This window comes from Cobetia sp. PDI-23MA (genome assembly GCF_059507735.1).
On sequence record NZ_CM183352.1, the window covers coordinates 2,689,156 to 2,710,128 of the forward strand.

Consider the following 20,973-nt stretch of genomic DNA (forward strand, 5'->3'; position numbering starts at 1 on the left):
AGCGTCGTCTGTGGCGGCAAAACTCCGCTACTGGCGGGATTCAGGCCGTGATGGCGTCAGGCGGCACGGCCGTTGCGCACCATGGTGTGAGGGTCGATGACGAATTTCTTGGCAGCGCCGCCATCGAAGTCCGCATAGCCCTGCGGCGCTTCTTCCAGACTGATGACCTGCACATTGACCGCATCGGCGATGTTGACGCGCCCGAACAGGATCGCCTGCATCAGCGGGCGGTGATATTTCATCACCGGACACTGGCCCGTGTGCAGCGAGTGGGACTTGGCCCAGCCCAGCCCGAAGCGCATCGACAACGCCCCGACCTTGGCGGCCTCATCCTCGGCGCCCGGGTCTTCGGTGACATAGAGACCGGGAATGCCGATCTGGCCGCCGGCACGCGTCAACGCCATTGCCGAGTTGAGCACCGTCGCTGGCTGCTCACGGCCGTGGTCACAACCACAGCCATGCGCCTCGAAGCCGACGCAGTCGACGAAGCAATCCACCTCGCGCTCGCCGAGAATCACCTCGACCTTGTCTTCCATCGAGCCTTCCTGACGCAGATCGATGGTCTCGCAGCCGAAGCTCTCGGCCTGCTGCAAACGCTCGGGGATCATGTCGCCGACGATGACACAGGCCGCACCCAGCAGTTGGGCGGACACGGCCGCCGCCAGCCCGACCGGCCCGGCGCCCGCGATATACACGGTGGAGCCTGGCCCGACACCCGCGGTCACGCAGCCGTGGAAGCCGGTGGGGAAGATATCGGACAGCAGCGTCAGGTCACGGATCTTCTCCATCGCCTGGTCGGCGTCCGGGAACTTGAGCAGGTTGAAGTCGGCATAGGGCACCATGACGTAATCTGTCTGACCGCCAGTCCAGCCGCCCATGTCGACATAGCCGTAGGCCGCGCCGGGACGCGCCGGATTGACGTTCAGACAGATCCCCGTCTTGCCTTCCTTGCAGTTGCGGCAGCGGCCGCAGGCGATGTTGAAGGGGACCGAGACGATGTCACCGACCTTGATGAATTCCACATCGCGCCCGGCCTCGACGACCAGACCGGTGATCTCGTGACCCAGCACCAGGCCCTGTGGGGCCGTGGTACGGCCACGCACCATGTGCTGATCACTGCCGCAGATATTGGTCGAGACGACCTTGAGAATGACCCCGTGTTCACACTTGCGATTTCCCAGCGCCAGGGTCGGATAGTCCAGTGATTCGACGCTCACCTTACCCGCTCCCTGGTAGACAACTCCGCGATTGGCATTGGCTGACATGACGTGCTCCTGGCTGGCATGGGGTTTGGCACGTGGCCGGCGACAGGTAGACAAGCTGGCTTGCACCGCCCGTCACTTTTCCTGCTTAGGCCACCAGCCCCCGGTCGGTGGCGTCCAACCGCAAGGGCTCATGCAGACTAGGTCAGCTGTCACAGGTTGGCTGTCCAGATGAGGCATCGACATGCCTAAATAAGACAGCTCACGACCAAAGTGTCACTTCAGTTACCCGCAAGCCCACGCACCAGTGCCCCAGCGCCTCTGCTGTTGTTGGCCGGCGACAGCCAGCGTCGATGCATCTCGACACTTGAAGCGCACGCTCATATCCCCCAGTACTGATAGCAGTGTCATCCTGACGACAGACATTGCGACCCGAGCCCGCTTACGGCGGCTCTGGAAGACAATTCTGAACGACAGTTCTGAAAGACAGCTTCGAAAGACACTTCAAGGAGAGATCATGACCCTGACATCCAACGCCCTGCGCAATTCCTGCATGACCCTGGCCATCGTCGGTTCCGCCTTCATCGCCGGTTGCGGCAACACCAGCGTGATCGAGAAGCAGGACACGCGCTACGAAGTCAGCGCCGTCGATGAAGACCGCGATGATGCCATAGCACAGGTCAAGGAACGCGCACTCGAGGTGTGTGAAGAGCAGGACCGCGACAAGTACGATGTGCTCGATTCGCGCGTCTTCGGCCCGCAAGACGCTACCGCCAAGGCCGCCGATGGCAATGACCAGCTGGAAGGTGGCACTATCAATGAAGACACCGAAATGGCTGCCGCCACCCATGAAGGCGAAGGCTACAAGGTCGTCTGGACCGTGCGCTGCCGCTGAGGCGCTCCCCCGTCAGGTAGCGTGACCTGACGGCGCGATCGAACGCGAAAGCGCAGCATCCGTCAAAAAGCCGCCCTCAGGGGCGGCTTTCTTGTGTTCCGACATCCGAAGAGCCCCCCGGAAAGCCGACACTGCGGCACTTGAGTTCCAAGTCCGCAACCATCGGTTGCCCCGGAAATCAGCCTATTGCGTCACCGCATTAGACGACTCTTGACTATGCTGAGACGACAGCTGCCCCAGCGCCGCTCCTGATCGCCGCGTATACCTGGTGAAGAACGTTGTTACCAGACACCCGGCTGGCATACCTGCGGCGACTCGGATGCTGTACCTACAACTTCGGCACCGACTACGCCCCGACATTGATGGCGTGGCGCGCCAATCTCGACCAGCACTGGCATGAACTGGCCGATACCTACTCACCGCGCGACAAGCGCATGTTCGAGTACTATCTCGGCGCCTGCGCAGGTGCCTTCCACGCCCGTCAGCTGCAGCTGTGGCAGGCGGTGTTCCCCCATGGCACCGTAGGGCGCTACGACGCGCCACGCTGATCGGGTGCTACCCCTGGCGACTGCGCTGATATTCAGCCTGGGAGCGCGCGATGCTGGCACTGGCATTGTCTTCGAGCTGGAGCAAAGCTCGGGCGAAGGCATTGAGCGCTTCGTCATCGAAGCCGACGTACAGCTCGGCACGCACTCGCTCGATGCGCTCCGTCAACTGGGTCAGGCACTGGCGGCCTTGCTCGGTGAACCACAGACAACGCGCCCGCTTGTCGGTCTCGTGCGGCACGCGCGCGATCAGCTGCTGAGCCTCGAGCTGGTTGAGGGTGCGCGTCAGCGACGGCATCTCGATGCCCAGCTCGCTGGCCAGCATCTGCTGGGTACAGCCCTCGCCGAGCTTTTCCAGATGGACCATGACCGTCCAGCGCGATTCCGTCATGTCCAGGCTACGCACCGCGCTGGTGATGGCGGTGCGCCAGAGACGGTGGACCCGGCCGACCTGGCCCCCCAGCGAGGGCTTGATCTGCTCGTGAAACGGGATTTCCTGTGTCGAATCCGTCCCCGGAGAATGTGCGTTCATGTATCATCTCTCGACATGAAGGCTCCCATGACACTCCCCCTCATCGGTACTGAGCGGAAGACCCACGAGAGCCTTGATTGGTGCGGCGTCAGGGCGGCTGTTGCCGGCGATATCAGACGCCATCCATATTAGCTTGCTAACAATATGAGAATCATACCCTTTGTTAGCGAGCAAAACAATTCACCAATTCCGATATTCAAACACGCATTCAAGCACCTCTACGCTCCTGACTTCTTGCCTGCCTTCTTGCCCTTCTCCTTCTCCTTTTCCTGCTCGTCCGCTTTTCTCGCGCCCTGTTGTCCTGACTCTCCCGCCATCAGCTGCACCGTGGGTCACTCCTGTGCGATGCCGTGACGCTTGAGCTTGTTGGCGATGGTGGTATGCGAGACCCCCAGACGCTTGGCCAGCAATCGGCTGGACGGATACTCGGGATAGAGATGCGCCAGGATGCGCCGTTCGACCTCGTCATGGATATCGCCCAGGCTGCCAGTGAGGTCGATATTGTCCAGCCCCTCATCACGCGCCTCCCCAGTCAGGCGCAGATGCTGCGCCTCGATCACCTCGCCATCGCACAGCGAGACGGCCTGGAACAGCACATTCTCCAGCTGACGCACGTTGCCCGGCCAGTGATAGCCCTGCAGGCGCGCCATGGCCTCGGGCGAGATATCCCGCACGCGAGCGCCGATCTGGCGCACTGCGCGCTCGAGAAAATGCCTCGCCAGCTCCTCGAGCCCATCCAGACATTCCCTGAGCGGCGGGATCTGCACACACAGCACATTGAGGCGATGGAAGAGATCGTGACGGAAGCGCCCTTCACTGCACAATGCCGGCAGGTCCTGTTGGGTGGCGCAGATCACGCGCACATCGAGGAAGGTTTCCTCATCGCTGCCGACACGCCGGAAACCGCCGTCCTGCAAAAAGCGCAGCAGCTTGACCTGCATGCGCGGGCTCATCTCGCCGACCTCATCCAGGAAGATGGTGCCGCCACTGGTCAGCTCCAGCAGGCCCAGCTTGCCCTCCGGCCTCGCGCCCTCGAAGGCACCCGGGGCGTAACCGAACAGCTCCGTTTCAGCCATCGACTCCGGCAGCCCCGCGCAATTGAGTGCCATGAAGGGTGCCTGGCCGCGGGGGCTGGCCAGGTGGCAGGCCCGCGCCAGCAGCTCCTTGCCGGTGCCGGTTTCGCCCTCGATCAAGAGCGGCGCATCCAGCGGAGCCATGCGGCGAGCTTCCTTGACCACCGCCGACAGCTGACGGCTCGCCTGGAATATCGCTTCGAAGCCGCGCACCTCGGTGCGCTGGATCTGATAGATACGCGAGCCCAGGCGGTCTGCACGGTGCAGGGTGACCACGGCACCCGCCAGCGAAGCAACATCCTCGTTCTCGGTGTGCAATGGCGCGATATCGGCGAGAAAGGTCTCCTCCCCCACCCGCAGGCGCAGGCCATTGAGGCGGGCATTGTTGCGCCGGATCAGCTCCGGCAGATCGACATCCTGGACATGACGCGTCAGCGCCAACCCCGGCACCTCATCGATGCGTACCCCGAGCAACTTGCCCGCTGCGCGATTGGCCGCCACCACGCGCCCATCCATGTCGATGGACATCACCGGGTCCGACAGCGATGACAGCAGCGCATTGAGCTCCAGATGGCGTCGCTCGGTGGGCATCAGGCTGACGCGGCTGACCTTGAAGACCCCGGGAATGTCCTCGAGAGTCGGCTTCAGGGTCGAGAGCTGCATGCGCAGCATGTTGGGCACATGCAGATAGATGGAGTTGTTGGCCTCTCCGCCGACCTCACCGCGCAGCACATTGAGGCCGTAATCGGCAAAGGGGGCCAGGATGTCGCGCAGAATCCCGATTCGATTCTGACAGGTCAGTTTGAGGCGCATGGCGTTCTCGGCATCGTTGTTGGAATTCTTGTCGAAATGATGTCACTGGCTTGACGTCGCCGACCGAGTGACAGCTGAGTGACGTTAACGTAAGCGTTGTCAAAAACCTCGTAAAGCATTCCTTACAAAAGACGGCGACACGAAGTGCATGAGCGCCCGAATGGCACAGGATACGCCCAGTCACCGCTCCAGTGTCAGAATTATCTGACAAGACACGTGCCAACGCGGACTCATCTGCCGCGCAAAGCCACGCCTGACCACTGGTCAACGCCACCCGACAAGGCCTAGCGTTGTCATCGACATGCAAGAACTGGCATGTACGCCATAATGACAACACGGCAGCCTGCTTGGCAGCGCCGCCAACTCGTTGGGGAGGTTGCATGAACGCACCGCAGGGTCGTCATTGGCCACAGACATCCCAGGAAGCTCAGCCCGGCTCGCAAACCAGGGCCAAGGGCACCCGCTACGTGGCCCATGAGCCGGATGCCCGGGGCCATATCCAATACAGCGATCAGGAAAACGCCACCTGGCAGACACTGATGACGCGCCAGATGGCACTGGTCGAGGGGCGTGTCTGTCGCGAGTATCTGCAAGGGCTCGAGCGCCTTGCCCTGCCAGTGGACCGCATCCCCCAACTTGGCGAGATCGATCGTGTCCTCGAGGCCGCCACCGGCTGGCGAACCGCTCGCGTGCCGGCCTTGATCCCCTTCACGCGCTTCTTCGAGCTGCTCGCCGAGCGGCGCTTCCCGGTTGCCACCTTCATCCGCTCCCCGCAAGAACTCGACTACCTGCAGGAGCCGGACATCTTCCACGAGATCTTCGGCCACTGCCCGATGCTCACCCACCCCGCCTTTGCCGAATTCACCGCCACCTACGGACGCCTCGGTCTCGCCGCCAGCAAGGAAGAACGCGTCTATCTGGCCCGCCTCTACTGGATGACGGTGGAATTCGGCATGCTGCGCGAGACTCAACCCGATGGCAGTCGTGCGCTGCGCCTCTACGGCGGCGGCATCATCTCCTCGCCGCGCGAGACCCGCTACGCCCTGGGTGAGCTTGCGGAGAGTCTCGAGCGCCCCGAGCATCTGCCCTTCGATGCCGTCGAGGCACTGCGCACCCCGTATCGCATCGATATCCTGCAGCCGCTCTACTATGTCCTTGAGTCACTGGAGGACCTGCATGAACTCGCCAGCCGCGACATCATGGCGCTGGTCCACGAAGCGATGGCCCTCGGCCTCAAGACGCCGCGCTTCGCACCACGTTGATCGCACCGGCCTCCTTGCGCTCCTTATCACCCGCCCCACCCTCTTTTCTCAAGCCGGAGATAGTGACATGACCGAACTCGCCAGACAGTCCTGTGAAGCCTGCAGCTTCGATGCGCCCAAGGTCAGCGATAGCGACATCGAGACGCTCAAGACCGCCATTCCCGAGTGGCAGTTGCTCAATCGCGATGGCATCATGCAACTGGAACGGTGCTTTACGTTCCGCAACTTCAAGCAGGCACTGGCATTCACCAATCGCGTAGGCGAGATTGCCGAGGAAGTCGGGCACCACCCGGCACTTCTCACCGAGTGGGGCAAGGTCACCGTGACCTGGTGGTCCCACGAGATGAAGGGTCTGCACAAGAACGATTTCATCATGGCCGCCAGAACCGACGAGGTAGCGAAATAAGATGTTCGAGCAGATTGCGCGTGTACCCGGGGATGCCATCCTCGGCCTGATCGAAGCCTTCAACAAGGACACCAACCCGCAGAAGGTCGACCTCGGCGTGGGTGTCTATCGCGATGCCAACGGCAATACGCCGGTCATGCGTGCGGTCAAGCAGGCCGAGAGCCGTCTGGTCGAGAATGAAGTCACCAAGACCTATATCGGCTCTCACGGTGACCCGCGCTTCGGCAAGGTCGTGCTGCCGATGGTGCTGGGTGCCGAGTCGCCGGTGCTGGCCGCCAATCGCGCCAGCGCCACCCAGGCGCCCGGGGGTACCGGTGCCCTGCGTCTGGCCGCGGACTTCATCGCCAGCAACCTCAAGGGCCGTGATATCTGGCTGTCCACCCCGACCTGGCCGAACCACCTGGGCATCTTCGACGCCGCTGGCGTCACGCGCCACAGCTACCCCTACGTCGACGAGAACAACCGCCTCGACTTCGATGGCATGCTGGCGACGCTCAAGACCATCCCGGAAGGTGACGTGGTACTGCTGCACGCCTGCTGCCACAACCCGACCGGTTTCGATCTGAGCCGCGAGCAGTGGGACCAGGTGCTGGAAGTCGTCCAGGCACGCCAGCTGCTGCCGCTGATCGACTTCGCCTACCAGGGCTTCGGTGACGGCCTGGAAGAAGACGCCTACGGCGTGCGCCTGCTGGCCGAAAATGTCGATGAAGCCATCATCACCAGCTCCTGCTCCAAGAACTTCGGCATCTATTGCGAGCGCACCGGCTGCCTGATCCTGATCGCCAAGGACGAGGAAAGCATGCTCGACGTGCGCTCCCAGGCCGCGATCACCGCGCGCGAGAACTACTCCAACCCGCCGGCCCATGGCGGCGCGGTAGTCATCGACATCCTCGAGGACGACACCCTGCGCGGCGAGTGGCAAAGCGAGCTGACCGAGATGCGTGAGCGCATCAACGGCCTGCGTCGTGACTTCGTCGAGGCACTCAAGCCTTATGGTCTGGATGAGCAGTTCGCCTTCATCGCCGAACAGCGTGGCATGTTCTCCTACACCGGCCTTTCGCCGGAACAGGTCGATCGCCTGCGTGACGAGTTCGGCATCTACATGGTGCGCTCCGGGCGTGCCAACGTGGCCGGCTTCTCCACCGAGAACCTGCCCTACGTGGCCAAGGCCATCGCGACCGTCGTCAAGGGCTGAGCCCGAACGAGCGCTGTCGTGAAAGACAAGAAAACCCCGCCAATCGGCGGGGTTTTTTAATGGTCTGTTGACCGGCCCGGTGTTTGGCCTGACCTCTACTCTGAGGCAAGGCTTCCGCCAGGCGCCTGCGCCATCAGCCGATCAGCCTTCCTCGTCCGCCTGCGGCAAGCGGGCAAGACTCGCCTCTACCTCCTCTTCGAGCAGGCTGATCAGCAAGGCCTGTACCGCGTGCAGCGACTCCCCTTCCTCGGCCGTCGGCAACTGCCACTTGAGCTCCAGATAGCGCTCGCTGCGCATCGAGAGCGGCAGGCCGATCAGGTCGCCTCTGGCGTCCTCGAGCGCCTGCTGCGCCGACAGCGCATCAATGATGGTGGCGGCACTGCCAGCGCGTGCCAGACGCCCGGCGCTGGCCGGCGTAGCGACTTCCAGCAGACTCGCCGGCGTCACGCGCTCACGCTTGAGCAGCCCCCGGATCAAGCGCCCCTGACTGCTGGTTTCCGGCAGATCAACGAAGGGGCGTTCATTGAGGCGAGCAAGGGTCAGCGGCTTGTCCAGCAGCGGCCAGCGTGAGGGCCACAGCAACATCAAGGGAAGCTTCAGAGCGGGCGGTGCCTCGGCTTGCGCCTCTTCACCTGTCCCGCTCCGGGAAGCGGTCCTTTCGGCATTGTGCGCATCATCCTCGACGTCAAACGCAAGCTCCGGCGTATCCCCCAACTCGGGCATGGCAGCCTTGGCGGCGGGCTTTGCCTCGGCGTCATCGCCTTCGATGAGAGTCGTCTCCTCTCGCGCACGCTGACGCAGACTGGCCTTGAGCTCGCGGGCGCGTGCCGCCGCCGTCTTGGCACGCTTGCCGCCCTGGGGCTCCGGCGGTGCTTCCAGGCTCACCGCCATCGCGACCCGGCCTTCGCGAATGGCGAGATCATGCTGTGATACCTCCAGCACTTCCAGGCTGGGCAGCCACTCACTCAAGACTTCACTGGCCGCGATGCGTGTCAGCCAACCGGCACTGAAGGCCTCCAGACCGGGCGTGACCGCCAGCACGAGACGCGGACGCTTGCCGCTGCCCGGCCCGAAGGCCAGTCGCCTGAGCTCGGATTGAGCGCTGAACATCCGGGCGAGTGATGGCGTCAGGCGCTCGGCTTCCGGGGTCGGCACCAGCTTGCCACCCTCGCGCAGAAACAACGAATAACCCAGCGTCTGCTCGAGCTGTGCCAGGCCCCGCGAGACCACCGGCACGCTGATCCCCAGTTGCGCGGCACCGCCTTTCATCGAGCCACACTCGATCACCGCCCACAGCATTTCCAGCTGACGCAGTCGTATGCCGGGTTCACGGGTGCCTGTGTCTGACTGCGCCATGGTGTTGCTCCTTGAAGGGTTCGTCCGCGATGTTCCGAGAGTCAGCGCTGATCGCTGGCTCATTTAGCCTTACGCTAATCATGCTGGCTCCAAATGTCACGCTCAAGCTGTCTACAGCACGCTCAAGCTGTCTACAGGACGTCACGGCCCCTGAAACGACACTCCCCCCGCTGATGAATCAGCGAGGGGAGTGAGAGACTAGGCATCGATTCACGCCAGTCGGTCGTTCAGACCAACCACTGGTTCAGACCGACAATCGACGAGCGATCAGGAGAGTGCCAGTACACCTTCTGCTTCAAACAGCACGCCCTTGGGCAGCTCCTTGACGCCGACGGCCGCACGCGCCGGATACGGCTGGCTGAAGTAGTGCTCCATCAGCGTGTTGACCACGGCGAAGTTGCTGAGATCGGTCAGGAACAGATTGACCTTGACCAGTTGATCCAGGCTGCCACCGGAAGCTTCACACACCGCCTTGAGATTGCGGAACACCTGGTCTGCCTGGGCTTCAAAACCACCTTCCACCACTTCCATGGTCGCCGGGTCCAACGGGATCTGGCCAGAGAGGAACACCAGATTACCCGTGCGCACCGCCTGGGAATACGGGCCGATGGCAGCAGGAGCGGACTCGGTGGCAATGATCTGCTTGGTCATGCGGGTTTCCTTTGCTTGGTGACGTGAAAACACTCAGTGAAAACGGTTCATGACGAGACATGGCCTGTCAGCGTGATGACAGGCCATCGAACGACGTTATTCGGAATCAGGCAGCGTAGCGACCAAGACTGAGGCCGTTGGGATCGATGGTGGGCTTGCGGCCATCCACCAGGTCCGCCAACAGACTCGCACTGCCGCAGCTCATGGTCCAGCCCAGGGTGCCGTGTCCGGTGTTCAACCACAGATTGTCGTACTTGGTGCCCCCGATGATCGGCGTGGAATCCGGCGTCATCGGACGCAGGCCGGCCCAGAATTCCGCTCGCGCATAGTCACCGGCTTCCGGGAAGACATCACGCACCACCATGTTGATGGTCGCACGGCGCTTCTCGAGCAGCGACAGATCGAACGAAGCCAGCTCGGCGGTGCCACCCACGCGAATACGGTCATCGAAGCGTGTCAGCGCGACCTTGAAGGTCTCGTCCATCACGGTGGACTGTGGCGCAGCATCGGCATCGATGATCGGCACGGTCAGGCTGTAGCCCTTGACCGGATAGATAGGCAGATCCAGATCCAGATCACGCGCCAGGAACGGCGAGTAGCTGCCCAGGCACATCACGTAGCTATCTGCGGTCATCTCGCCACGGTCGGTGATGACCTTTTCGATGCGGCTGCCGCTGCGCTGGATGCGCTGAATGGTGGTATTGAAGACGAAATTGACGCCCAGGGTGTCGCGGCAGTAATCCGCCAGCCGGTTGGTGAACAGGTGACAATCGCCGGTCTGGTCATCCGGCAGGTGCAGGCCGGCGATGAACTTCCCCGGCACGCGAGTCAGTGCAGGCTCCACCGTGGCGCAGGCGTCGGCGTCCAGCAGCTGATGGCGCACGCCACAGCCTGCCAGCACCTTCATGTCGCTCTGCACGGCATCGACCTGGGCCTGGGTACGAAACAGCTGCAACAGCCCCTTCTGGCGGTCTTCGTAGCGCAGCCCGGTCTCTTCGCGCAGGGCGTTGATGCAGGCGCGGCTGTACTCGGCGACCCGCACCATGCGCTCCTTGTTGACGGCATAACGGTCGGCGTTGCAGTTGGCAAACATCTTGACCATGAACTTGGCCATCTGCGGGTCCATGCGCGGCTGGATCTTGAGCGGCGCATGCTCCTGGAACATCCACTTGACGGCTTTCTGCGGAATGCCCGGCGCCGCCCACGGCGAGGAGAAGCCGAAGGAGACCTGACCGGCGTTGCCGTAGCTGGTTTCCATCGCCGGACTGGCCTGACGGTCGACGACCGTGACCTCATGCCCCTGACGCGCCAGATAATAGGCACTGGTGACGCCGACGACGCCGCTACCGAGTACAAGAATCTTCATGTTGGCCTACCCCATGACTGCAAGCCGCGCCCCACGGCAAATGACAGGCGTATCCGCGCACTCGGCAGCGAATAAAGACGATGAAGGCCAACACCGGTCGACTGGGCGACGCATAGTGGCTTGGCCTGAATGCATCCAGTATAGAGGCGCAAACCACGGTTAATATTCTGTTATGAGCCTCTAAATCAGAAAATAAGCAGGTAAATTTTGTACCATGGTAGTGATAAAAAATAAAAAAGCGGCCATTTTTGGAATGGCCGCTTTCGGTCTGCTCAACGGGACTGCTGACGGGGCTTCTGACAAGGTCTACTGGCAGGGTCTCCAGCAGGATCTTCTGGCGAGAATCTCATGAAAAGCGCCTGACATCTCAAGGGCGCTCGTACATGACAGCACGGGGGCCCGGGCGATCAGGTCGTCGCGACATAGGCATGGCGACGCACTGACTTGCCGCGCTCGCCCAGTGCCTGACGATAGACACGCCATGCCACCACGCCCGCCAGCAGGTTGCCGATTGCCGAGCCGATCGCGACCCCGCGTAGCCCATCCAGATGTGCCCCTAGCCATACCGCCGGCAAGAAGCAGACGAAGAGACGTACGAAGGACAGCGCCGTGGCACGCAGCGGCCACCCCAGCGCGTTGGCAGCCGACACGACCAGCATGCAGATGCCGAGGAAGGAGTAGCTGGGCAACATCCACGGCAGCAGGACCGCCAACGCCGCCGAGACCTCATCACTGCCCACCAGCACATAGGCCAGCGGAGTCGCCAGCACTGCCGCGATGATGCCCAGCACCAGCTGCCAGAGCATCACCACGCGAGCGGCCAGGTTCATCAGGCGGCGAATTTCCTGCCAACGGCCGGCACCATAACAACGCCCGAGCCACGGCGGCAGCGACATGGTCAGGGCCAGCACCACGATCAGCGAGAAGGTTTCCAGGCGTGAGGCGATCCCCCAGGCGGCCACCTCCGTCTGACCAAGCCCCGCGACGATGGCGGTGACCAGCATCGCGGAGAGCGCCGGCATCATCTGGCACAGAATCGCGGGTATCGCGATTCCCGCCAGCTGACGGCGCGAGGCCTGCCATTCGGCCCACAGGCCGCAATATTCCATCCAGTCGCGGCGCGAGAGCTTGAACGCCGTGATGGCAAGCCCGGCCCCGAAGGAGAGTACGGTCGCCCAGGCAGCCCCCGCCAGACCGAAGCCGGGCAGCGGTCCCGCGCCGAAGATCAGCAGCGGGTCCAGCACCAGATTGAAGACACTGGTCAGCAGCATCATCTCACCCGGCAAACGCGTATCGCCGTGGGCGCGGAACAGACTGTAGAGCACATAGGCCATGGCCCCCAGCCAGCTGGCGATCAGTGATGGGCCCCAGTAGACCTCGATCAGCTTCATCTCGGCGGCATTGGCACCCAGCAACTCGAAGGCCGGCCCCCTGATGACCCACAAGAGCAGCATCAGCAGTGCCATCAACACACCGGACCCCAGCAGCACCACACCGCCCAGGCGCCGTGCACGCGCCTCATCCTCGGCACCCAGGGTTCGCGAGACGATCGCGGCGATCGCGATGCCCATGCCGACCTGCACCCCGATGATCAGAAAGGTCAGCGGGAAGGTGAAGGATTGCGCGGCCAGTGGTGCGGTGCCCAGATGCGAGACGAAGGCGGCATCGACCAGGTTGAAGCCCAGCAGTCCCATGATACCGAGTGTCATCGGCAAGGTGCTGCGCCACAGGCGTGACATCAGCTCACGCGTCGTCGGAGTTTCCGACGTTGGCGGGGTCGGTGCAGAGGCGTCGTTGGACATAGAAGAAGACATGAACTCACTCCCAGCATGTCGAGCATGACTGGTTGGATGAAAGTAAAGGCGTCGGAGCACTTGCGTGACGCTGGAAGGATGATTCTAGGGATTTCACCGGACCCCAGATAGGCTCAGTGGGACATGTCTTTGATGCATTGTCGGCAACAGGAAGAGCGAGAAACGCGTTGATGCGTGGTATTAGAGGAAACAGTGACCGTGATAAACTCATCCTGTCAGAGATTTCCGTCATCTGGATTCGTGAAGATGATCCATGCAATGTCACCGGTTATCGACTGCTACCGAAGATGGACCGTCGCTTTATATGCACTGACTGCCTCACGGATGGCTGGCAGAGTGTTCCCCTCCCCATGGCATCACGAGAGGTCAGACCGTGGATAAAGCATCCCGTTTGTTGCTGTTTCTCGATGTGGTAGAAGCACAGAGTTTTTCCAAGGCGGCTGACCATCGTCAGGTCAACCGCTCGGTGGTCTCCAAGCAGATCAGCCGTCTGGAAGAAGAACTGCAGATTCGTCTGTTCAATCGCTCGACTCGCTCACTGGCTCTGACGGATGCGGGGCGCGAGATCCATCAGCACGCACTGCGTCTGCGTGAAGTGCTGGAAGATACCGACGATGTGGCCGGCGCCTATCAGGATGGCCCGCGCGGCATCCTGAAGATCACCAGCCCGAGCCACTTCGGCCGCACCTACGTCGCCCAGGCCGTGCGTCTGTACATGGAGCGCTACCCGGATACCCAGGTGGAAGTGCGCCTGGAAGATCACCTGACCGACCTGATCGGCGGCGGTTATGACCTGGCCATTCGCATGTCGGAGCTGGAAGACTCCAACCTGATCGCGCGTCCGCTGGCGGCACACCGTCACCTGATCTGTGCCTCGCCGGCCTTCATCGAGCGTCACGGCATGCCCCAGACCCCCGCCGACCTGTCTGGCCTGCCGGCAGCGGTGTATTCCCGCGATGGCTTCATTCTCGATCGCCTGCGCGTCTGCACCGAGAGCGGTGTCGAGGAAAAGGTGGCACTGGATTCGCGTCTCAAGGTCAATGATGCCGACGTGCTGATCGGTGCCATCAAGTCGGGAACCTGCTATGGCATGGTGTCCGCGATCAGCATCAAGGACGAGATCCTGGATGGAGAACTGGTGCCGCTGTTGACCAACGTGCCGATGAAGCCCTTGCCTTCGATCCATCTGGTCTACCCGCACCGCCAGTACTTGCCGCAGAAGACGCGTCGCTTCAGCGATTGCCTGCAGGAGGTCGTCGGCACTCCCCCCGTCTGGGAGCAGCGCATTCCGGGCTTCGAGAACATGTACGGCTACGGTAGCGGTTGCAGCGAATGAGACATCGCCACGACTCCCGAGTCTGAATGCAAGCCGTCCCCTCCCACGGCTACTGCCAGCCCCGAACGTCCAGCATGAAAACGCCCGCCATGCAGAATCACTGCGTGGCGGGCGTTTTCATTCAAGGCCCCTTCACTTACCCCCCTCAGGACATGGCACTCAGGGGTAGGGATGGATTGACGGCTTGCGCTTGAGCCACTCGACCAGCTCCGGCAGGCGCTTGGGCCGTGCATAACGGAAGCCCTGTACCAGATGACAGCCCATCTCGACCAGCAGGCGCTCCTGCTCTGCGGTCTCGACGCCCTCCGCCAGCACCTCCATGCCCAGACTGTCGGCCAGCGAGATCGCATGGGAGACGATGGCGCGGTCACGGGCATCATGATCAAGACTGCCTACGAAGCGCTGATCGACCTTGAGGCGGCAAGCACGCAGGTCGCGCACGTAGAGCAGTGACGCGAAGCCGGTGCCGAAGTCATCGATCGCCAGGCGCACACCGCGTTCGATCAGGCCGGTCAGTCGCTCCACGACGCGATCGAGATCCGGTACGCGTGAAGATTCGGTGATCTCAAGCTCCAGGCGTTCCGGGGGGAAGCCATGACGTGCCAGCGCCTCCGAGACGCGCTCGGGGAAGCCGGGGTCACGAAACTCCTGAGCCGAGACATTGATCGCCACTGACAGCGGCTTGCCGTTCGGCGTCACCAGATCACGCGTCGCCGAGAGGGCCGTGTCCATCACTCGCGCGCCGACGGTGCCGATCAAGCCGTACTGCTCCGCCAGCGGAATGAAGCGCCCCGGGCCGATGGTGCCAAGCTCGGGATGGTCCCAGCGCACCAGCACCTCGACGCCGACGGCCTCGCCACTGGCGAGGTCAAACTGGGGCTGGAAGGCGAGATCCAGCTCTTCAAGATGCTCGCGCAGGTCACTGGTCAGGCGATAGTCGTTGAGGTGCTGCATGTGCGCGCCGGGCGAGAACACATGCAGGGGACCGCAGACATCGATGTCGTCGTATCCCCCGTGCAACATGGCGAGTTCGGCCAGATGCATCAGGCGATGGGCACGCCGTGCGTGCTGCGGCGCCAGACTGATGCCGACCCTTGCCGTGACCGGCAGAGGCTTGCCATCCAGTCGCATCAGCATCACCAGGCGTTCGCACAGCTCGTTGGCACGCATGATCAGGCTGGCCTCATCCCCGGCGAAGAACAGCGCGAAGGCGTTGCCCAGGGGGCGGCAGACCAGGGCGTCGCGATACTGCAGGGACATGGCTTCTGCCACACGCTCCAGCAGCGGATCGATACGTTCGGCTCCATGCGCCGAGTTGATGATTTCCAGGTGGGTCAGCGACAGGTAGATGATGCCACCATCGATGCTGCCATCGACGCTTTCTTCCAGCAGCAGTTCATCGATCTGAGCATTGAAGCGATCGCGCGACAGCAGGTTGATGGGCTGCATACGGCGCAGGGCGATCAAGACCTTGTCATCCACCCCGGCCGCTCGGGCCTCCGCCAGCCCCGAGAACGGCGCCTTGAGGCGGACTCGCCGCTCGCTGACCGGCTCGAGACGCGGCCGCTCGGTGCCGAACAGCTCCTGCCAGCCACAGGTGTTGGCCACCAGACACTCGGCATCGAAGATCGCCATGCGCCACGGCAGATTGGCCTTCTGCACCAGCAGCCATTCTCCCAGCTCGCCGGTGATGCCCATCAACCAGAAGCCGGGCTGGCCGCTGATGCCACAAGGCTCCGGCTGCTTGGGCAGCGGGGATGGCAGCTCCGGCACTCTGTCTTCCTGGCGAGCGCGCGGCGACGTCCAGGCGAGCTGGCCGAAGCAATCATGAATCCACAACGGCTCTTCGATGGACGACAGCAATTTGATCAAAATATCGAGAGGCACGTTCACTCCACCTGCAGTCATAAGGAAAATGGCTTGATGCCCCGCAAGGGCCGCCTGTCGCCAGTGATGCTGGTCGTTGGCTGCGCAACGCGGGCAACACCACCGGGACACGACGCGTCATTCACGCTACCAGCTGTTCTCGCGCTTATCTGCTTACACCTGCTCTCATTGTCGCCGCTGGCTGCAGCATGGCCCGGCCGCATGGCTATGGCTAGTGCGGCAACGTCCAGGCGCACATGCAACTCTACCGCGCGCCATTGCGAGAGCCACTCCCGGAGCCATTCGGCAAGCCACTCAGCCGGCTCCTCAACCTGCTCCTTAGCCAGTCATCCCGAAGGGCGTGCCGTCAGGGCAAGCACCAGGTGGACAAGCGTGCAGCACGCAGTCGACTCTCTCTACGCTTCGCTAATACTCCGAGTCTATGCCAGCCTGTGGTGCGGGTACCAAGGCTATTTTCTCGCCGACTCAACGCTTGGCTGCCATGGCCACAGTAGAACCTGGCGACAGGCGGCGTATCCGCGATCCGCATCAGTGCGCGAGTGGCATCAAGGCGTGTGGAAGAGTAGGATAGGCGCCCGTTTCGCCCGGACCGGATCCCGGGCGCCGAATCCATCGGTCAAAGAAATTCTCCGTCATGACTCTCAACGTCCAGAATTCTGCTGTCTCCGCTTCCGCCCCCTCTGCAGAGCGTCCCCGCGCCGTCGTCATATACTCCGGTGGCATGGACTCCTACACTGTTCTGCATCAAGCGCTGAAGGAAGGCTTCGAGGTACATGCCCTCTCCTTCCATTATGGCCAACGTCACTCGCGTGAGCTCGACGTCGCACGCCAGGTCTGCGAGTCGTTGGGCGTCGCCCACGAAGTCGTCGACATTCGCGCCATCCATGGCCTGATCGACAACTCCGCGCTGACCAACAGTGACCAGACGATGCCCAAGGCCGACTACGACGAGGCCTCCATGACCTCGACCGTGGTGCCCAACCGCAACATGATCCTGCTGTCGCTGGCCATCGCCAAGGCCGTCAACATCGAGGCCGAAGTCTGCTTCTATGGTGCCCATGGCGGCGATCACGTGCTCTACCCGGATTGCCGTCCGGAGTTCGTCGATAAGATGAACGCCGTCGCCGCGATCGCCAACTTCTCGCCGGTGGAGATTCGCGCGCCCTTCCTGCACGCGAGCAAGGACGAGATTCTGGCCGCCGGCATCGCCATGCAACTCGATTACGCCCAGACCTGGACCTGCTACGAAGGCCGCGAACTGGCCTGCGGGGAATGCGGCAGCTGCCGTGAACGTCTCGAGGCCTTCGCCGCCCATGGGCTGAGCGATCCGCTCGGTTATGAAACGACCGACTCCGTCAAGGACGCAGGCACTCGCTGATGTATACGGTAAAGGAAGCGTTCTACACCCTGCAGGGCGAAGGTGCTCGCGCAGGGCGCGCCAGCGTGTTCTGCCGCTTTGCCGGCTGCAATCTGTGGAGTGGCCGCGAGCAGGACCGCGACACCTCGGTCTGCCGCTTCTGCGACACCGACTTCGTCGGCACCAACGGTCAGAATGGCGGCAAGTTCCGCACCGCAAACGCGCTGGCGGACTTTTTGGCCAGCCTGTGGCCGGAGCACACCGGCATCGCCACGCCCTATGTGGTCTTCACCGGCGGTGAGCCGCTGTTGCAGCTCGACAGTGAGCTGGTGGACGCGATGCACGCCCGCGGCTTCGAGATCGCGGTGGAGACCAACGGCACCGTCGAGCCGCCTGCCGGCATCGACTGGCTGTGCGTGAGCCCTAAGGGCGCCAGTGAGCTGACCCTCACCGGCGGCGATGAGCTCAAGCTCGTCTACCCGCAGCCGGAAGCCCTGCCGGAGCGCTTCGTCAGTCTGGACTTCGCGCACTTCTATCTGCAGCCACTGGATACCGCCGCCCTGGATGCCCTACCCGCGCCTGCCGCGGCCCGCGAGCATTACCGCGAGGTGTTGGCGTCCGACACGCCGATGAACCAGTGCGTCAGCTACTGCATGCGCAATCCCCAGTGGCAGCTCTCGCTGCAGACCCACAAGATCAGTGGTATCGATTGATGACCGCAATGACTCCCAAGACCCTCTTCGTCAGGGCCCTCACCGCGGTGGATGCCTCGGTGTGGAGCAATACCCGCGGCCTGTACGGCATCAGCCAGCATCTGGATCTCGAGCTGGACGGCGCCGTCGGCCATGACGGCATGCTGTTCGACTTCGGCGATGTCAAGCCGTGGGCCAAGCGCATGATCGATCAGGACGCCGATCACACCCTGATCGTGCCCAGCCAGGCCGAAGGCGTGAGCATCACGGACTGCCCGGAAGGACTATGCCTGCGCTTCACCCAGCCCTATGCCATGGAAGTGCGCGGCCCGCGTCAGGCCTTCTGCCTGCTGCCGGTGGCCGAGGTCACCAGCGAGGTGCTGGCCGAGCACTTCGAGAAGCTCTTGACTCGCCGCCTGCCGCCGCGTGTCGATGGGCTGCGCGTGCGTCTGCGCGACGAGAGCATCAACGGCGCCGCCTACACCTACAGTCATGGCCTGCGTCATCACAGTGGCAACTGCCAGCGTATCGCGCATGGCCATCGCTCTCCGCTGATCATCGAGCGCAATGGTGAGCGGGACACGGCACTGGAAGCCGAGTGGGCCGAGAAACTCAACGACCGCTATCTGGCCGAGGAAGGCGATCTGATCGACCGCCCGGGACGTGAGCTGGTATTCAGCTATGAGGCGCCGCAGGGCAGGTTCCGCATCCGCCTGCCGCGCAAGCAGGTCTGGCTGCTGCCGACACCGACCACCATCGAGTGGATCGCCGACTGGCTGGCACGCCAGATCGCCCTCGACAGCGGTGACAGTATCCGTGTCGAAGCCTACGAGGGCATCAACAAGGGCGCCATCGCGCGCCATACCCCGCAGACGGCGCGCGAGCCGCTCGTCCTCCCCGAGCACGAAGACACGACCGCCACCTCATGATGCAGACTGCCGCCCCTTCTGCAGATGCTGCCGCTCTCGGCTGTCGTGCCGGTTGCGGCGGCTGCTGCATCGCCCCTTCGATCTCGAGCCCGATTCCCGGCATGCCCGATGGCAAGCCAGCGGGGGTGCGTTGCGTGCAGCTGGATGACGACAACCTGTGCAAGCTGTTCGGCACACCGCAGCGCCCGGCGGTGTGCCGTGACTTCGATTTCGATCACGAGCTGTGTGGCGATTCCCGCGAAGAAGCCCTGCGCCTGATCGGCGAATGGGAGCGCCTGACGTAGCAGACAGCTCTTGAGAGGCATGGGCTGAAGCGCTCCACGAAGGAGCACCTCAGCTCACTCGCCGAAGAAGTTGAAAGGTCTGGCAGCGCCGTCGCTGCGACAGGCCAGCAAGGCCGCATTCAGCTGGTGGGAGTCCTCAAGCGGCAACGCCGCCACCATCCCTTCCTGCTCCTCCCCCTGCTCCTGTCCATCCAGCGGTGCAATCAGCTCAAGCCGCGAATCCTCACGCCAACTGGACGGCGCAAGCTCGGCACGCCCCTTGGCACGGTTATAGCTGCGCCAACCATCCTGGGTGTGAAAGACGCCCTTGATGCGCCACTCGCGCGGCAGGCCATCCAGCCACTGGGTCAGCTGATCGAGATCGAACACCTCGCTTGCGGCGATTCGCCAGCCCAGACTGGCATGCTCAAGCCCTTCGGCCTGCTCAATCACCGGTGCGCCGGGCAGCGGCATCACGTCCGAGGCGGGCGATTCATCACCCACGGACGCCTCAAGTGCCTGACCCGCATTGGCGTATGCGGCACGATGCGCGGCCGGCATCGTCACATTCATCTGTTCCGCCAACGGCTCATCGACACTTCCGCTCGCGCCCTGTCCTGCCATCAACCAGTCAATGATCCGGGCTTCCTGACCGTTCATGCGTGCCTTGAGTACATGGGTCTCGCCGTCGGCTCTGCCCAGCTCACCGACCCAGCGCTTGCGCGGCCACATCCCCGCCAGAAACTCATGCGCGGCCGCCAGCTGCTGCTCGCTCGCCAGATCTCGCTTGCTGAGCACCACGCCGCCCGCCAGCGTCAGCTGGTCCTGGAAGGTAACGTGTTCGCGCGTACGGGTATCGTCCAGTGCGCGCGGGTCCAGCAGGGTGATGACTTCCTCAAGCGCAAGTGCCGAGGCCAGCCCTTCACTGCGCAGCACATCGATCAGCCCCGCCGGATGGCCCAGCCCTGAGGGCTCGATGATCAGACGATCAGGGCGCGTCTGATGAATCAGGCTGACCAGCCCCGCCTGCAGCACGAAGGCCAGCTGACAGCACAGACACCCGCCAGGCAGCCCCTTGACGCTGACATCCTCGCGCCCGGCAAACAGTGCCTGATCGATCCCCACCTGCCCGAACTCATTGACCAGGATAGCCCAGTGTTCATCCTCAGGCTTGGCCGCGACCAATGCCTGGATGAAACTGCTCTTGCCTGTTCCCAGGAAGCCGGTGATCAGATGCACTGGTATCCGCGTTTGGCGTGCAAAATCCGTCGGGGCGTCGCCGGTATCGGCGCCGCGTGAAGCCACAGACATGCTGAAATCTCCGCAAGATGAAGGGCGTGCAAAAGGTTATAGAGTAACAAAAACCGGCCGGCGACGAAGTCTCGTCAAGTGAATCCGG

At 62.9% G+C, this 20,973-nt stretch carries 19 protein-coding genes; 10 read left to right on the plus strand and 9 right to left on the minus strand.

Annotated features, from left to right (window positions below):
- Positions 1-56 precede the first annotated feature (56 nt).
- Positions 57-1,265: a formaldehyde dehydrogenase, glutathione-independent gene (gene fdhA, locus AC5WNJ_RS11395; RefSeq protein WP_495929726.1), complete on the minus strand. Its 1,209-nt coding sequence runs from the start codon at positions 1,263-1,265 to the stop codon at positions 57-59.
- Positions 1,266-1,719: 454 nt separating this feature from the next.
- On the opposite strand from fdhA, the gene AC5WNJ_RS11400 reads away from it, so the two are divergent.
- Positions 1,720-2,097 (plus strand): hypothetical protein, encoded by a 378-nt coding sequence (locus tag AC5WNJ_RS11400; protein WP_253061048.1) that lies wholly within the window; start codon positions 1,720-1,722, stop codon positions 2,095-2,097.
- A gap of 278 nt (positions 2,098-2,375) precedes the next feature.
- Positions 2,376-2,645 (plus strand): class I SAM-dependent methyltransferase, encoded by a 270-nt coding sequence (locus tag AC5WNJ_RS11405; RefSeq protein ID WP_253061050.1) that lies wholly within the window; start codon positions 2,376-2,378, stop codon positions 2,643-2,645.
- A 7-nt stretch (positions 2,646-2,652) separates the two neighbouring features.
- On the opposite strand, the gene AC5WNJ_RS11410 is transcribed toward AC5WNJ_RS11405, so the two are convergent.
- Together AC5WNJ_RS11410 and AC5WNJ_RS11415 are read right to left on the minus strand one after the other, a co-directional pair.
- Positions 2,653-3,174 (minus strand): MarR family winged helix-turn-helix transcriptional regulator, encoded by a 522-nt coding sequence (locus AC5WNJ_RS11410; protein ID WP_253061052.1) that lies wholly within the window; start codon positions 3,172-3,174, stop codon positions 2,653-2,655.
- A gap of 332 nt (positions 3,175-3,506) precedes the next feature.
- Positions 3,507-5,060, minus strand: a complete 1,554-nt coding sequence (locus AC5WNJ_RS11415) for a sigma-54-dependent transcriptional regulator (RefSeq protein WP_495929727.1) — start codon at positions 5,058-5,060, stop codon at positions 3,507-3,509.
- A 380-nt stretch (positions 5,061-5,440) separates the two neighbouring features.
- Between AC5WNJ_RS11415 and phhA the strand changes: the two genes are divergently transcribed.
- The 3 genes from phhA to AC5WNJ_RS11430 all read left to right on the plus strand — a co-directional run bounded on the left by phhA (position 5,441) and on the right by AC5WNJ_RS11430 (position 7,923).
- Complete coding sequence (phhA, locus tag AC5WNJ_RS11420; protein ID WP_495929728.1) at positions 5,441-6,322, plus strand: phenylalanine 4-monooxygenase; 882 nt, start codon at positions 5,441-5,443, stop codon at positions 6,320-6,322.
- Positions 6,323-6,389: 67 nt separating this feature from the next.
- On the plus strand, positions 6,390-6,728 hold the full coding sequence (locus tag AC5WNJ_RS11425; RefSeq protein WP_054555480.1) for a 4a-hydroxytetrahydrobiopterin dehydratase: 339 nt from the start codon (positions 6,390-6,392) through the stop codon (positions 6,726-6,728).
- 1 nt (position 6,729) lies between these two features.
- Positions 6,730-7,923 carry an amino acid aminotransferase gene (locus tag AC5WNJ_RS11430; RefSeq protein WP_495929729.1) on the plus strand — a complete coding sequence of 398 codons (1,194 nt, stop codon included), beginning with the start codon at positions 6,730-6,732 and terminating at the stop codon, positions 7,921-7,923.
- 141 nt (positions 7,924-8,064) lie between these two features.
- On the opposite strand, the gene AC5WNJ_RS11435 is transcribed toward AC5WNJ_RS11430, so the two are convergent.
- From AC5WNJ_RS11435 to AC5WNJ_RS11450, 4 genes are all read right to left on the minus strand, one after another.
- The gene (locus tag AC5WNJ_RS11435; protein WP_495929730.1) at positions 8,065-9,279 is read right to left on the minus strand and encodes a LysR family transcriptional regulator; all 1,215 of its coding nucleotides are present in this window, start codon (positions 9,277-9,279) and stop codon (positions 8,065-8,067) included.
- A 267-nt stretch (positions 9,280-9,546) separates the two neighbouring features.
- Positions 9,547-9,930: a RidA family protein gene (locus AC5WNJ_RS11440; RefSeq protein WP_495929731.1), complete on the minus strand. Its 384-nt coding sequence runs from the start codon at positions 9,928-9,930 to the stop codon at positions 9,547-9,549.
- Positions 9,931-10,036: 106 nt separating this feature from the next.
- The gene (locus tag AC5WNJ_RS11445) at positions 10,037-11,296 is read right to left on the minus strand and encodes a D-amino acid dehydrogenase (protein WP_495929732.1); all 1,260 of its coding nucleotides are present in this window, start codon (positions 11,294-11,296) and stop codon (positions 10,037-10,039) included.
- Positions 11,297-11,703: 407 nt separating this feature from the next.
- Positions 11,704-13,035: an MATE family efflux transporter gene (locus AC5WNJ_RS11450; RefSeq protein ID WP_495931046.1), complete on the minus strand. Its 1,332-nt coding sequence runs from the start codon at positions 13,033-13,035 to the stop codon at positions 11,704-11,706.
- Positions 13,036-13,483: 448 nt separating this feature from the next.
- Here AC5WNJ_RS11450 and AC5WNJ_RS11455 point away from each other — a divergent pair, with 448 nt between their 5' ends.
- A complete protein-coding gene (locus AC5WNJ_RS11455) occupies positions 13,484-14,446 on the plus strand; it encodes a LysR family transcriptional regulator (protein ID WP_495929733.1) in 963 nt (320 codons plus the stop codon).
- A gap of 159 nt (positions 14,447-14,605) precedes the next feature.
- Here AC5WNJ_RS11455 and AC5WNJ_RS11460 read toward each other — a convergent pair whose 3' ends face one another.
- Positions 14,606-16,333 (minus strand): putative bifunctional diguanylate cyclase/phosphodiesterase, encoded by a 1,728-nt coding sequence (locus AC5WNJ_RS11460; RefSeq protein ID WP_495929734.1) that lies wholly within the window; start codon positions 16,331-16,333, stop codon positions 14,606-14,608.
- 634 nt (positions 16,334-16,967) lie between these two features.
- Between AC5WNJ_RS11460 and queC the strand changes: the two genes are divergently transcribed.
- Genes queC through AC5WNJ_RS11480 form a run of 4 tightly spaced genes read left to right on the plus strand, consistent with a single transcriptional unit; the run spans position 16,968 to position 19,595 of the window.
- Complete coding sequence (queC, locus tag AC5WNJ_RS11465) at positions 16,968-17,711, plus strand: 7-cyano-7-deazaguanine synthase QueC (protein ID WP_253061066.1); 744 nt, start codon at positions 16,968-16,970, stop codon at positions 17,709-17,711.
- Entirely contained in the window at positions 17,711-18,403 is a 693-nt protein-coding gene (gene queE / locus AC5WNJ_RS11470; RefSeq protein WP_253061068.1) for a 7-carboxy-7-deazaguanine synthase, read from the plus strand. Before queC ends, queE begins: the two co-directional genes overlap by 1 nt.
- A gap of 8 nt (positions 18,404-18,411) precedes the next feature.
- Positions 18,412-19,311, plus strand: coding sequence for a 6-pyruvoyl trahydropterin synthase family protein (locus AC5WNJ_RS11475; RefSeq protein WP_253065221.1), 900 nt, complete (start codon positions 18,412-18,414; stop codon positions 19,309-19,311).
- On the plus strand, positions 19,308-19,595 hold the full coding sequence (locus AC5WNJ_RS11480) for a YkgJ family cysteine cluster protein (protein ID WP_495929735.1): 288 nt from the start codon (positions 19,308-19,310) through the stop codon (positions 19,593-19,595). Before AC5WNJ_RS11475 ends, AC5WNJ_RS11480 begins: the two co-directional genes overlap by 4 nt.
- A 54-nt stretch (positions 19,596-19,649) precedes the next feature.
- Here the strand turns inward: AC5WNJ_RS11480 and AC5WNJ_RS11485 are convergent, their stop codons facing one another.
- The gene (locus AC5WNJ_RS11485; RefSeq protein ID WP_495929736.1) at positions 19,650-20,885 is read right to left on the minus strand and encodes a CobW family GTP-binding protein; all 1,236 of its coding nucleotides are present in this window, start codon (positions 20,883-20,885) and stop codon (positions 19,650-19,652) included.
- Between the last annotated feature and the right edge of the window lie 88 nt (positions 20,886-20,973).